General features: G+C 61.9%; 17 protein-coding genes. 1 reads left to right on the forward strand and 16 read right to left on the reverse strand.

What is annotated here, in order from left to right:
* Positions 1 to 37: 37 nt before the first annotated feature.
* From traU to AX708_RS06030, 16 genes are all read right to left on the reverse strand, one after another.
* Positions 38 to 1,051 carry a conjugal transfer pilus assembly protein TraU gene (traU, locus tag AX708_RS05955; protein ID WP_066526076.1) on the reverse strand — a complete coding sequence of 338 codons (1,014 nt, stop codon included), beginning with the start codon at positions 1,049 to 1,051 and terminating at the stop codon, positions 38 to 40.
* A complete protein-coding gene (locus tag AX708_RS05960) occupies positions 1,048 to 1,323 on the reverse strand; it encodes a hypothetical protein (RefSeq protein ID WP_066526078.1) in 276 nt (91 codons plus the stop codon). The genes traU and AX708_RS05960 overlap by 4 nt, the downstream gene beginning before the upstream one ends.
* Entirely contained in the window at positions 1,317 to 1,577 is a 261-nt protein-coding gene (locus AX708_RS05965) for a hypothetical protein (protein ID WP_156454532.1), read from the reverse strand. Before AX708_RS05965 ends, AX708_RS05960 begins: the two co-directional genes overlap by 7 nt.
* The gene (gene traW, locus AX708_RS05970; protein WP_082745423.1) at positions 1,574 to 2,230 is read right to left on the reverse strand and encodes a type-F conjugative transfer system protein TraW; all 657 of its coding nucleotides are present in this window, start codon (positions 2,228 to 2,230) and stop codon (positions 1,574 to 1,576) included. Before traW ends, AX708_RS05965 begins: the two co-directional genes overlap by 4 nt.
* The gene (locus AX708_RS05975) at positions 2,227 to 2,700 is read right to left on the reverse strand and encodes a S26 family signal peptidase (RefSeq protein ID WP_082745424.1); all 474 of its coding nucleotides are present in this window, start codon (positions 2,698 to 2,700) and stop codon (positions 2,227 to 2,229) included. Before AX708_RS05975 ends, traW begins: the two co-directional genes overlap by 4 nt.
* Before the next feature lie 47 nt (positions 2,701 to 2,747).
* Positions 2,748 to 3,326 carry a hypothetical protein gene (locus AX708_RS20290; protein WP_156443281.1) on the reverse strand — a complete coding sequence of 193 codons (579 nt, stop codon included), beginning with the start codon at positions 3,324 to 3,326 and terminating at the stop codon, positions 2,748 to 2,750.
* A 24-nt stretch (positions 3,327 to 3,350) separates the two neighbouring features.
* Positions 3,351 to 3,947, reverse strand: coding sequence for a TrbI F-type domain-containing protein (locus AX708_RS05985; protein WP_082745425.1), 597 nt, complete (start codon positions 3,945 to 3,947; stop codon positions 3,351 to 3,353).
* A gap of 2 nt (positions 3,948 to 3,949) precedes the next feature.
* Positions 3,950 to 4,315, reverse strand: coding sequence for a hypothetical protein (locus AX708_RS05990; protein WP_156443282.1), 366 nt, complete (start codon positions 4,313 to 4,315; stop codon positions 3,950 to 3,952).
* A 62-nt stretch (positions 4,316 to 4,377) separates the two neighbouring features.
* Positions 4,378 to 6,936, reverse strand: a complete 2,559-nt coding sequence (gene traC / locus AX708_RS05995; RefSeq protein WP_066526093.1) for a type IV secretion system protein TraC — start codon at positions 6,934 to 6,936, stop codon at positions 4,378 to 4,380.
* A 3-nt stretch (positions 6,937 to 6,939) separates the two neighbouring features.
* On the reverse strand, positions 6,940 to 7,677 hold the full coding sequence (locus AX708_RS06000; RefSeq protein ID WP_066526096.1) for a hypothetical protein: 738 nt from the start codon (positions 7,675 to 7,677) through the stop codon (positions 6,940 to 6,942).
* Between the two features lies 1 nt (position 7,678).
* On the reverse strand, positions 7,679 to 8,488 hold the full coding sequence (locus AX708_RS06005; protein ID WP_066526099.1) for a DsbC family protein: 810 nt from the start codon (positions 8,486 to 8,488) through the stop codon (positions 7,679 to 7,681).
* 36 nt (positions 8,489 to 8,524) lie between these two features.
* Positions 8,525 to 9,826: a TrbI/VirB10 family protein gene (locus AX708_RS06010; protein ID WP_066526101.1), complete on the reverse strand. Its 1,302-nt coding sequence runs from the start codon at positions 9,824 to 9,826 to the stop codon at positions 8,525 to 8,527.
* Positions 9,823 to 10,647, reverse strand: a complete 825-nt coding sequence (locus AX708_RS06015; RefSeq protein WP_066526104.1) for a type-F conjugative transfer system secretin TraK — start codon at positions 10,645 to 10,647, stop codon at positions 9,823 to 9,825. Before AX708_RS06015 ends, AX708_RS06010 begins: the two co-directional genes overlap by 4 nt.
* Complete coding sequence (locus AX708_RS06020; RefSeq protein WP_066526106.1) at positions 10,644 to 11,222, reverse strand: type IV conjugative transfer system protein TraE; 579 nt, start codon at positions 11,220 to 11,222, stop codon at positions 10,644 to 10,646. Before AX708_RS06020 ends, AX708_RS06015 begins: the two co-directional genes overlap by 4 nt.
* 1 nt (position 11,223) lies before the next feature.
* The gene (traL, locus tag AX708_RS06025; RefSeq protein ID WP_066526109.1) at positions 11,224 to 11,508 is read right to left on the reverse strand and encodes a type IV conjugative transfer system protein TraL; all 285 of its coding nucleotides are present in this window, start codon (positions 11,506 to 11,508) and stop codon (positions 11,224 to 11,226) included.
* Positions 11,509 to 11,542: 34 nt separating this feature from the next.
* The gene (locus AX708_RS06030; RefSeq protein WP_066270729.1) at positions 11,543 to 11,818 is read right to left on the reverse strand and encodes a hypothetical protein; all 276 of its coding nucleotides are present in this window, start codon (positions 11,816 to 11,818) and stop codon (positions 11,543 to 11,545) included.
* Positions 11,819 to 12,270: 452 nt separating this feature from the next.
* Here AX708_RS06030 and AX708_RS06035 point away from each other — a divergent pair, with 452 nt between their 5' ends.
* Positions 12,271 to 12,759: a transcriptional regulator gene (locus AX708_RS06035; RefSeq protein WP_066526121.1), complete on the forward strand. Its 489-nt coding sequence runs from the start codon at positions 12,271 to 12,273 to the stop codon at positions 12,757 to 12,759.
* The last annotated feature ends 25 nt before the right edge of the window (positions 12,760 to 12,784 follow it).

A 12,784-nucleotide genomic window follows, 5' to 3' on the forward strand; every position in this document is an offset into this window, starting at 1 on the left:
ATTACATACATATTTCCTTTCTGCGCCGTCACGGCGCTCACATGCAGCAATTGCGCTTGCGCCACAGAAGGTAGCCGAAGTCCTCGCCGCCCACCGGATAACTGCGTCCCGCATCAGGTGGCATGGTCGAGGCACCGATCGGGGAACAGGCGTATTTGCCACTCACCGTCGCAATCGGATTGGTCATCTGGATGCGGTATTGCGACTTCTTGAGGATCGGCATGATGTACTTGCCGCACAGCGCACGCGAACCCGCGGTTCCAAAGGCAAGGCCCTGACGGTGCATCTTGAAGAGGAGACGTTCGGCAGCGAGCCGCGACGACTGGACAGGAGAGTTATGCGCCGCAATGTTGCCGTTCATCGGGAACATCGATCCGTTGCAGCCATCACACCAGAACAGCTCGTCAAGCGGAAGGCGGGCGGTTGCGGCTGCGCAGTCCCCAGCGCAGGCGGCGACCGCGATAGGATTGGCGAAGAGAGCAACCTCGGGGTTGATCAGCGTCGTCAGCGTGTCGTCGTTCCAGAGCGGATCGATCTCGGTGATGTAGGCGATGTCGAAGCTCGCGCTCTCAAAGCACAGGAAATCGGTCAGGATCTCCATCCAGTAGAGCAGCGGATAAACGTAGTAGTGCGCATGGTAATTGGCGGTGTTGGCTGTGCGCCCTCCCCCCATCTGCGGTGGTGTCACCTGGCCGCGGCCGATGTCGAAGCCCGGATCAAGCTTCAAACCGCCAAGGTTGGGAAAGCACCAAGGCTTGGTGGTCACGTCGACCATCCGCGCCGGCTCCCAAAAGCCAACCGCAAGACCGATGCGAGGGATCGGTGTGCCACACGCGCAAATCGGCAGATCGGGATTGTTGGTGTCGGGGCGCCCGGGCCAGAGCTTCGCGCCTCCCAGCGAGATCGGGAAAATGCAGCTCCAGCAGATATCGGTCACCGGGTTGACGAATTTGCCGGTGCACTTCGACGGCGGTGTCTGAGCCGACGCGCTGACGGGCGAAAGCGCGAGGGCGAAAAGCGCGGCGAGCGTGAAGAGCAGACGGCGGATCATTGGTCCGTCTCCGCAAGAAGCGCAGAAAGATGCGCATCATCGGCGCGGGTCTTGATCAACAGATAGACAGGCACGAGCGCGGCGAGGATCAGGAGCAACCCTGCCACGACCGCGCCCGCGCCGATCCCGATCGCGGCCCGCAGGGGGTCGATGGCCGCGACCGAGACAACAACCATCATGCTCAGCACAAGGATCGCCATGCGCATGACCTTCAGCGTGCGCGTCTCGGGCGCAGCCATGGGGGTCTTCAGCCAGTCGAGGACCGTCAGCATGGCGGCTCCTCCTCGAAAATTACCGATGAAGCTTCAGGCCGCTGCCCGAAGGCAATCACCACAAGGCACAGGAACAATACAACCAAACATGTGGCGGCGGCGAAAAAGAGCGCAATTACGACGACATCGAGGACCCAGCCCCGTGCGTCAGGAAAAACGACAACGAGGAGCCTTGCCAGCAAGGCAAATCCAATCATCGCACATAGTAGAATGAGCGGATCCTTGTTGGATGTTCTAATAACCAGGCGCATCACCTTGCCCCCTTCGCTGGCAGGACGATCTCACGCACCTCAAGCAGCTGACCCTTCTGCGAGACGACTGCGGGCACATGGGTGATCCCGAAATGGGCAGTGAGCTTACCGTGCTGATCGAAGAAGAACCGGCGCTGGTACTCAGACATCCGATCAAACGGCGAGCCCGACACGAAGATGATCTTGGCTCTGGCGCTCTCCCATTTCTTTGTCGCCCATTCGAGCTGGTCCGCATCTCGCCCGTCGACGAACACCAGATCGATAGGCATGTCGATCAGAGCGAGCGGGTTAACCCGCGCGCCGCGCGCCGCGATCACATTGCCCTTCTGATCGCGCACGTCGTTCTCGACCACGATGGACGGGTCGAACATCCAGCTGCGATCCTTCTGCGCCGCCGAGATGCCAGCGACAGGCAAAGGATTGCGCACGCGGTGCTCGGTTTTGGCAACCAGCTCGCGCTGCATTCGCTCGATGCTGCCATTGCCCTCGAGGGTCTTCAGCTTCAGGTCGATCGTCGTGAGCAGATCCGGCTCGGCAATCGGCCAGGTCTGCCCCATGACGCCGTAATCGCGCGCGAAAACGGTCGAGACCAGCGGCGCGACCGTGGTGAGGCTCAAGAGCGTGAAGCCCGTGGCAAGGATCGGCCACGCCCTCACAGGATGGGTGTCCCTGTGCCAAGAATTGCCTTGCGGCAGGCAAAGCCGATTTCGGCATAGCGGCTGTCGAACCCGTCAGGATGGTCCGTGCCAACGTAGAAGCAGTCGCGGGGCACACGTCCAGTCGGCCCGGGGTGCAGAGGCTCGCCCAGACGGGTGCGCGGCTTGATGCGGGCCACCTTGACGCCATCGACGTAGACCAAGCCATAGCGGTGCTCAACCAGCGCGCCGGGCATGCCGATCACCTGCTTGCCGAAGGGCCCCTGGTCCGGGCCGAAATGGCGACTGACCAGCTCACCGGGCGGAGGGACGAAAAACACATAGTCGCCCTTCTCAGGCTGCTTGCCCGCGCTGACAAAAAACGCCCAGTTCGGCAGGCTTTCGCTCACGTTGATCATGAAGGAATGGCTTTCCTGCCAGGCTGCAATCGCATTGTGGGAGACGATCCCCGCAGCGAGCACGCCAATCATCGCCCAGCGGGCAAGCACCGAAGGACGGCGGGTGGATGCCGACGCGCTCACCGGTCTTCATCCACGGGGATGTTGCGATCGCCTGTAGCGGCTTCCACGACATCGGGCGACGGACTTGGCGGGGCAGCCATCCGCGGAGCGGAGGGACGACCCATCGACCTTTGGCGTTCATCAATCCGGCGCTGATCTTCTTCGAACCGTCGATCAAAGGCCTTGCGATTTTCCTCGAATCGCCGGTCAAACTCCTCCACCCTCTCATCGAACCGCTTGCGGAACTGCTCGCTGCGTTCATCGAACCGACGATCGAAATCGGAGAAGGCGTCACCCCGCGCGCCAGTCTGGCCGCCGCCAGCACCGGGTGCCCGGAACCCCTCGGGAAGCTCCATCTCTATGGAGGACTCCTTGCCGTCAGCGTCCCTGACGCGCATTTTCATGCCGTTCTCGGTCTCGACGATATCGGCGCTCACTTCAGCACCATCGGGACCTGTCATGCGCATGGTCGTGGCATTGGGGTCGCGATCTACGGGGGGCTCCTCGGTCTTGCCGCAGCCGGAAAGCGCGACAACAGCCAGAAGGACCACCGCCAGCACCGATCCGCGAAGGGGTGACATCGGCGAATTGTGCATGGCGGCGGCCCTCCCCTGCCCGACCTACTGGCCCGGTACCGGCATCGCGGCCGGACCATTGGGCAGTTGCTGCTGCGGCGCATACGCGGGGGGCGGAGCGGATGCGGGTGCGGCAGGCGGGGGGACTTTGGCATAGATGGCGTTGCGCACATCAGCCGTGATGTCAGGCACGTTCTGCGAGAGCACCGCCTCGCCGACCATCACCGTGGTGCCGTCGGCACCGCGCGCTTTCAGCTCCTCGCCGAGCGCGGCCATGAAGGCCTGCGTCTGCTGCGTCACGACCTCGGGCGGCGTATTGCTCCGTGCCTGCGCTTGCACATACTCGCCGATGATCTGCTCGAGCCTGACGCTGGCGATCGGCGCCTTGACTACGGAAGGATCAAGAATGTTCTTGGTGACCCACGCGCCCCACAGAAGCGCGACAACCGCGAAACCGCTCAACAGGAATGCGCTCGGTGGAAGGCCCTTGCGGCGCTGACTCGATCGGGGTGCGGAAGGCCCGGACGCCGTGTTTGCCGTGCCGCCATGGGATTTGGACACGCCATGGTCGATCTCCACGAAAGCAGAAGGCGCGCTGTGGGTCTGCGACGGTGGCGGGATGAGAGTGAGCTGCTCGGACATGATCAATCCTTTCGCGGGGCCGGGTCGGCCGAAAACACGGCGGCCAGCGAGCGATATCGCGCCGCGCTGACAATCAGGAACAGGACGAGGGTCACAAGCGCGAGCTGGCGGACAAAGATCACCTGACGGGCAGGTTCCGCTTCGCCAAAGCGCACGGAGAGATTGGCGAGATGGGCGAAGAAGCCTTCGGCCGAAAACGCGCCAAGCGCCATGAAGAAGACCGCATAGAGCCCAAACGTGGTGAGCAAAGTCAGCGCCAACCACCCGGACAGGCGAAGGGTGAAATAGCACAGCTCCGCAACGACTTCCCGTAGGGACAAGCGGCCTGTGGCGGCGGTACGATGTCTGCTAACAGGCTCGACCGCCAAGGGGATGATCCCCGCACCGCCGCCGCGCGAGGCCCTCTGGAAACGGCCGTGAAGGAGCGCGTTCATTCCGCCGCCTCCCGCATCATCTCGCGCTCCAGATGGGGGAAAGCGACCATCTCGATCGCCTCATCCATCGTGAAGCCCTCTTCCATGAGCCGCTCGATGCGCCCGAACACGGCGGGGGAAGACGAATAGAGCGTTGCCGAATAGGGATCGAGCACCAGGCGGCCTACCGCCAGCGTATCAGGGCCCTTGATCATCACGTCCGAGTAATCCGTGCCGCTACGCTTCAGAGACCGGAGCAAGGCTTCCGTATAGGCGTCCATGTCGAAGCGGCCGTGCTTCTGAAAATCCGCGATGGTCTCGGGCTTCTGCTGTAGGATGACGGACCAGTCGGAGTTCTCGAGCGCAGCCAGCGAGCCTTCCGACTTGTAGTAGTCGTTGAGCGACTGGGTCGCGGTGATGAGCGAGGCTCCATACTTGCGGCAGGTGCGGCTGTATGTCTCGACGAAGTCAGCCATCGATCCGCCCCGCAGCATCTGCCAAGCCTCGTCGATCAGCAGGGCCTTGGGGATCTCGCGGTTGATCTTGCGCATGCTCTGCGAAGACAGGAACATGATCGCGGTTAGAACAACCGAGCGCAGTTCCTCGCGGCTCGACAGGTCGGAAAGCTCGAAGACGGTGAAGTCGGACGACATGTCGACCGTCGCCTCGCCCATGAAGAACCGGCCATAGGTGCCCTTCGAGGAGAACGGGAACATGGCGGTCGCGAGATCCTCGGCCGCGAGGCTGCCATGGGACACAAGCACCTCGATCACGTCATCGATGGAGCCATCCCTGCCCTTGGCATGCCAGGCTTGCCCAACCGCATTGTCGATGAGGCCGCGCTCGGTATCGTTCAAGTGATCCACATGCCGCGCCATCTGGCCGATGATGGATTTGAGCATGGCGAGCGCATCGACGAGGTAGTCCTCATCGCTGTCGATCAGGTCGGCGTCGATCATCGAAAAGGGGTTGAGGCTGAACCCGTCACGCAGGCGAAACTCGACGAACTTGCCGCCCAGCATCTTGGCCATGTGTTCGAACGAACGCCCGTCATCAATCACGATAATCCGCGCGCCAATGCCTGCAAAGGCGGCGCACAGCTCCTGGAGTGCAACCGACTTGCCCGAGCCCGATTTGCCGAACACCGCCACGTTGTGGTTGCCCGCGCTGTTCTCGAAGGGCGACCAGAAAAAGGGCTGCCCGCGCCGCCCGATGAACATCAGGTGCGGCTTGGCCCCGCCAAGGAACTCACCCTGAAGCGGTGCGAGGTTGGCAGCGGTTGTGGTGAGCATGGTGCGCAGCCGCTTCATGCGCTTGAGATCGACATCGAGCCCGTTGCCAAGGGTCATCGGCAGACAAGACATGAAGGCCATGATCTGCAGGAAGCGCTCGTCGAGCAGATCCCAACCGGCCGCCTTGTAGATCGACTTGATGGTGCGCTCGTTCGCATCGCCCTTCCCCTTCGGGCTCATGATGCCAACCGTGTAATAGACCTGCACAAGCTTGCGCCCCAGGCGCAACTCCTGCTGGACATGCTCCCACTCGCGGCTCTGGTCCTTCAGCTGCGGCAAAAGCCTCGCTGAAGGCGTATCGGCAAGGCTCGAGGTCCGCATGAACTTGTAACCGGCCTTCGAACTCGCCGCTTCCTCATCCTGATAAACGATGCACAGGCTGGTCATGGTCGGGCAGCCCGGGCGCAGCTTGTCAGCGAACATATCGCCGATGACCTTCTGGCAATCCCATGGCGCCCAGCGTGTCGGCAGGTTGCGAACCGAGAAGAAGCGGTAATCGAAGGTGTCGGGGCGGATCTCCTCGAACTCAGTGTCCCCGCCCAGCGTGGTCACGGCCCGCAGCGGCTCGCAGGAGACGAGGATGCGATCGGCTTGCACCACGGTCTGCACATCACGGCGCACGCACTGGTCCGCGATGGGATCGAGCTCGCAGTATTCCTCGACATGGTCGGAGACATCGAACGCCGGAGCGGTCAGGTCATCGATGAGGGCGATAAGGTCGACCGGAGAGTAGCGGCTCACATCAACATTGATCGATTGGAGCAGCGAGGTGATCGAGTCGCGAACCGTGATCAGTTCCTCGACACTGCCCTTACCAAGCTTGAAGGAGACAGAAAGGACGCAGCGGTGCTGGCGCACGTGGAAGGGTCCATCCTGCGCCAGCGAGTTCCATGCGCCATGCCCCAACATCCGCGAACGATGCTCGGCGATCTTCTTGTGCACGCCGCCGGCAGCGTAGCGCGGCAAAGCATAGCGCGCGATCGTCTGCCCGACCCGGGGGCTCTGGAACGAAAGGATTTGCAACCGCGAGCACGGCGGCATCGCCTCGGACAGGAATTGGGCGAGGATTTCACCAGTGCGTTCATCGGCACCGATAAGCGGCGCAACCTCGAGGGCAAAAGCGATCGAGTCCGTTTGGTAGAAGATCTGGGTCTTCGGATCGAAGCTGCGATAGGGAAGCCATTGCGCCAGCATCGGCGCACCGTGGCCGGGTGTCCCTTCATCGGGCGCATGCTCGTCCCCGAACAGACGGGCGAACCAGCTTTTCTTGCTCGCAGCGGGCATCGCCTATTCCTCCACAACCGGGTTGAACGACTGCGGGCGGTTCGCCGGAGCATCAACGGGAGCAGAGTCGCCACCCGCCGCGCTTTTGGCTGCCTTGGCCGCTGCGCGGGCGCGCGCAGCAGCGACGGCTTCGGCCGACGGCATGCCGGGATCTTTCATGCTGATGCGCGCCGCCGTGCTCACGGCACCCTCGCCCCCGACGCTAACTTCTTCGCCGAGCTGCGCGAGGATCTCGGGATTGACCGTCAGGTTGACGGTCTGTGCGAGCGCCGCGCCGTGTGAGGCACTCGCTTGCATCCATGCGCCGTTGTCCACCACCGCATTGACGACGCTGGTCTCGTGGTAGCGGCCCGCCCGATCGACATGCGCCGGGAACACGATGCGCAACACCTTCTGCTGTCCGGGCACGACCACGGTTTGCGGGCCAGCGGCGAGCGCCACCGTGCCCGGCTGCATCTCGCGAACGGGCGCACGATAGGGCCCTGCAGGAACATAGCTCGCATCGCCGGTGATCTCTGCGAGCGCGCGGTCGTCTATGACGGTCGCAGGCGAGCAGGAGCCCTCCCCTGCCGGACCGCAGTTGAACTTCCCGTTGATGTTCGTTCCGAACGTCGTGCAGCCGGCAAGAAACAGCAGCCCACCACCGATCGCAGCGATACGCCGCCGCGTCAAAGGTGGCCGCCAGTTCGCAGCCGAACCATGCGGCAGACAGATCACATCAGGAAGAGACTTACGCTTCATGTCATGCTCCCTTCAGCCAGGCGACGAGAGCCGCCTTGGGTCGATATCCTTCGAGAACAGCCCCATCAGACCGCACGATCACCGGCGTGCCAGTGAAGCCATGCTTGCGCGCGAAGGCCTCGTTTTCGTCCAATCCGCGGGTGTCGCAGGTGGCGGCCTTGACCGGCATCTGCGCATAGGCGGCGCGCACCGCTTCACGCTGATCGCTGGCGCACAGCACCCGGTCGGCGATATCGCGGCTGCCAAGCACAGAGATCGGCCGCTCGATCACCGTCACGTTCATCTGCTCAAGCTCGCGGCTCAGCGCGCGGCAATATCCGCACTGGAAATCCGAAAAGACGGTGACCTTCTGGCCCCCCTTCCCCCATACGATCGCACCAGCATCGGACAGCGTCGAGAGATCCACTTTCTGCGCTACCGCCTGTGACACGGTGCGCTCGCTGCGCGACCCGCGTCCCCCTCCAGATGCTTCGCTTTCGCCAGCATTGGCGAGCGCGTTGGCCTTGGCTGCACCGCCCACCAGCATGTCGGGATTAAGCTCGAGAAGGCGCGCAGCCGTCAAATCCTGGCGGGTTTCCATGTCATAGACCCGCCCGATGATGAGGTAACGGGCACTGGCATCGACATAGAACAGGTTTTCCTTGGCGGTGACCTCGCACAGCCCGGCAATGCGGTTGCAATCGACGCCCGTAACTTCGGTTTTAGGCAGCCGAGTCTTGAGAAGCCCAGCCACATCCGGTGAGCTGGAGGCGGCGGTTGCGCCCAGCAATAGCGACATCGATGCAAGCGCGACGTTGGTGGTATTCAGCATGAACAAACTCCTTCACTCCGCGCGGCGCGGGCGTGCTCAGTTCTGGATGAAAACGCCGTCGAGAAAGACGATCTCGACATCGATGCCGGTCGGCATTTCGATGACGGGCTGGTACTGCTCGGCGCGCTCGATGAGATATTGCGAAAGGGTGTTGCCCGCGGTAGCTGCGCCGCCCCCGATCGCCTGGATCCCGACGTCGGACGCCGACGGCAAAACAGGGTCCTGTGCGATGCGCGGGATCTGATTGGCACCCTGAAAGGCGTTGCCGACACCGCTTACGAGGCCGGCCAAGAAGGCTTGCGTCGCAAGCCCGCCTTCGCGGCTGACCACCCTCCCCCGCACGCCGGTCTTCCCGCCGAAGCTGATGAAGCCCTTGACGTCGGAAACTGCGTAACGACCGTTGGCCTGCGGGCAGGTCATGCGCTGAAGCTTCACATAGACCTTCTCGCTCGAGAGATCGCCGCGCGCGGCGCCGTTAACCAGGCATCCCTCGATCTTGGTCGTGAGCAGTTTGCCGTCCCGGTAGACCGACCGGGCCGGGCCGGTGATCCGAAGGACGACTGGCAAGGGATCGGTCTGCGAATTGACGCCCGCCGAGGCATCGACACCGACGATGACGCGCGCCTTGGCGATCGAGTTGGGAGGCAGATAGTTCGGACTATCGGTGTAGCTAGTGGAGCCGCCACTGATCCGGGTAGCGGTGCCCGACGGCCCGCCCTCAAAGGCAACGAGCTTGATAGAGCGTGGGCTGTAAGGCGAACCGGCCACGGCGGCTGCAGCTGCTGCCCCCGCTCCGCCCTGAGGACCGGCGCGGCCCACTGCAGGACCGGTCGGACCATACATGCCTTGCGGCGGCATCGGCGCGGCTGCCCGCTGGGCGAGCTGTTGGCGCAGCTGATCGTTCTCGGTCTGGTAGGCGCCAACCACTCGCTGACCGTCGGTCGCCATCGCCTGATTCTCGGCCTGTAGCGCCGCGATCTGCGCCTGCAGCGCATCGAGCCGCTGATCCTGACCCTCGATGCCGCGCAGCTGGTTCTGCATGCCCTGCATTTCGGCTTCGGACATTGCCTGCCATTGCTGCTGCCCCATGTTCTTGTTGACCATATCATCGGTCGAGACCTTGATCTCGCCCTTGTCCGCCACCTTGGCGGCCTCGTCGGCCGTATCATCGGCGAAGATGTAGGCCGAGCCCGCCACAAGGGCCACGAGACCAGCAGCGGTCATCAGCATCATCTGCTTCTTCCTGACAGCATCATTGGTGCCGAACTCTTCGACATCGACCGTGTCGTCGGCATCGAGCTGCCTGGGCTTGCGCTTGAAAGGATTGTTGAAGTTCATGGACGTCCTCCCACGGAGCTGGCCGCGATCTGGCCCGATGGCGTGATGATGTAGGCAGTGGTCACCTCGCGTTCGGCGAGTTCATGCTTGGCAACGCTAACCGCGACCGCGTTGCTCGGCGCGATGGTCTGCTCGTTCAGAACTGCTGTCGCTTTTCCGGTGTTCTCGATCCTGAGCACACGGCCGACGAGGTTGAGGCCGCGATATTCAGTGATCAACTGGACCTTGAGCGGGCCCACCATGACCGGGCTCATTGACGGCTGACGGATCTCGAACCCGTCCATGCCCTGCCCCTGATACATGGCCTGGATGAGAGAGGCCGAAGTTTCCTCCGGCGACATCGCACGCGCGAGTTCGGCGGGCTCTTCGCCGAGGATATCGCGGTTCTCGACGAAAACCTGATGGGCGCGCTCGCCCTCGAGGCGGCAAGCGAATTTGTAGACGAAGCCCTTGGCTGTCGTGCCGAAGAACGAAACCTCGTCCTTCGTGAATCCTTCGGGCACGGAGATGTAGATGTCGCCGCGCGTCGGTTCGTTCACGACCGTGAAGTCATCGGTCTCGTTGCCGGTGGTCAACTTCGACACGCTGGCGAAGCGATCGTCCTTGAGACTGACCCGCGTCAGGCCAGACTTGGATATGGTGCAAGCGACCTCGCTGTTATCGGTCGCGAGCAGCGTCTCATCTGCGAAGGCCGGTGAGGCCATCAGCAATGCCCCTGCGACCAAAAGCCCTGCGCCAATCGTTCGGCTGCTGAGGCAGAGCGGACGGGCAGCAAGTGCCGTCCCGCTTGCAAACAGGCCGATTGCATATGGCGTGATCATGCCTCTTCCCCTTGTTCCTGGCCTTCGGCCTTGGAGATCATGCCGAAACCGACCAACTGCAGAGACAACCCGGAATACTTCCAGGTGAAGCGAAAGCGCTTGTGTTCGGCAGTGACAGCCTTCGAACCGACGACTGTATGGAGCGTGCCGGATACTTCGGAGGTCAGGGTGTCGGGATCGACGCGGATCGCACCGATCGTGAAGTACTGGCTGATGCTCGAATTGCCCTGCTCCTTGATGACCTTCATGAGGTCGCGCTTCAGTGCCCCGTGTGCCTCGGGCGCGGCGATCTCGAGGATCGTTTCCATCCAGTAGTTTAGGTTCTCAGGGCTGCGATTGAGTGCAATGAGAGCGGTATCGCGCGTCACCATTTCGAGATATTCCTCGGAGACGCCGCTCGACGATACGGTCAGCGGGCTGCGCAGGACGGGTTGAAGAACGATCTCGCGGTCGCGCGTGAACCCAAAGATCAGGAGCAGGACAAGCAGGCCTGCCAGCGTCAGTGCGGTGATACCCAGCATGTTGCGCTGCTTGAGCACACGCTGCGATTGCGCCAGTCCGTACGAATGATCCATGTCAGCCCACCATCATGCGAAGATGGGAGGGCGGTGTCGCCTTCAGACCGGTGAAGCTCGACGGCAGGTACCAGTAGGCCATGTGGAAAACCCACGATGTGGCCCGCCCGGCTTTGAGTTTCCTAAACCCCCACCATCCAAGCACCGCCAGCACCAATCCGATCACGACGTGCTGGCTCAGAATGCCCCAGATGAACGGAACCGCCATCGCGAGGAATTCATCCAGCGTCCAGAACCCGATGAGTTCAGGATCGTCGAGATGCGAAGGAATGCTGTACCGATCCATTTGCTTACCCCCCTCCCCTAGGTTGCACGCCGCCTCAGATCGTCGCGGTGACGGTCGAGGTGACGATCGGAACGCCGGTGCCGGCACCCACGCCGACGGCGACCGGAACGGCGACCTGGGCGAGGCTGAAGCGGCCCGAACCGAGGGCGACAAGGCCGCCGGCAAGGCTCATCACGGTGATGATCCGACCGCCCGAACCTTCGAGGAAGTTCGTGAAGGTCGTGAGCGCGGTGTTGAAGGTGTTGTCGGTACCGGCATAGGCCGCACCGATCGTCAGGAGGCTGACGATGGCGAACACCGCCAGCGCCATCAGGATCGTGTTCAGCGACAGACCCTGCTTCATCGAGAGTGCATTCATTGCAGTTCCCCGTTCCACGGCCCCGCGGGATTGCGGAACCTAGGCGAGGAAACGGGAATCCGGCCTATGCTTCAAGAATTATGTCTTCGACTATCACTCAGCTCACCGCAACTTGTCACTTCGTTTGCCGCATGCATGAATGAATTTCTCGTATTTATGAATTATTTTCCGACATCATGGAATTTTGTTCCTATGTAGAGGAGCAATTTTCCAGAGCGATCAATACGCATTGTCCATCATAGGAAAAATTTTCCCCTCCAGCTCTGAAACTGAATGACATTTCTGCATCAGAGGGTGAGAGCACCGCCGCACGACGCTGATCTGCGCGAACCTCATCCCAAAGATTAATACTTGACAATGTGCCTAGGCTTTAAGTTAATATTTGACTGAGGGGTCGGAAATTTATGCAGAATATCCTTAACGAAGAAAGCAGGGCCGCTCGTTTCGAGCAGTACCGGATCGTCCTAACCGAGGCGTGGCGGCGCAACGGGATGACCAACCGGGAGGTAGCCCTTGCGACTGGCAAGGGAATGAGCCTCGTCAGCAAGGTCAAGAATGGCCGGGCCAACATATGTTCGAGCTTTCGCCACCAGCTAATTGATCTTTTCGAGATGGACAGAGCACGGCTGTTCATTGCGATCGAGGTGGCGGGGGACGGCATGCTGTACTTCGACCCCACCTTCAAGCAAGTATGCTATGCGTCGATGAGCTTCGTACGGGAGCTTCTGACGTTGACGAGAGACGATGTTTCGCCGGAGCAAAGAGCACTTTTTGCAGCGTTCTCCGAGCAAACAATCAGCACAGTCGCAGGCCAAGCCGGTTCAAATGTCACAGAGCGATTCGCTGCAATCATCCCAGCCCTGACCCGCCTTGTTGAAGTGCCGAGAGCTTAGGATCACGATTGTTCCAGGGGTTCAG

It is taken from the genome of Erythrobacter sp. CCH5-A1 (assembly GCF_001557115.1).
Classification (GTDB): domain Bacteria; phylum Pseudomonadota; class Alphaproteobacteria; order Sphingomonadales; family Sphingomonadaceae; genus Erythrobacter.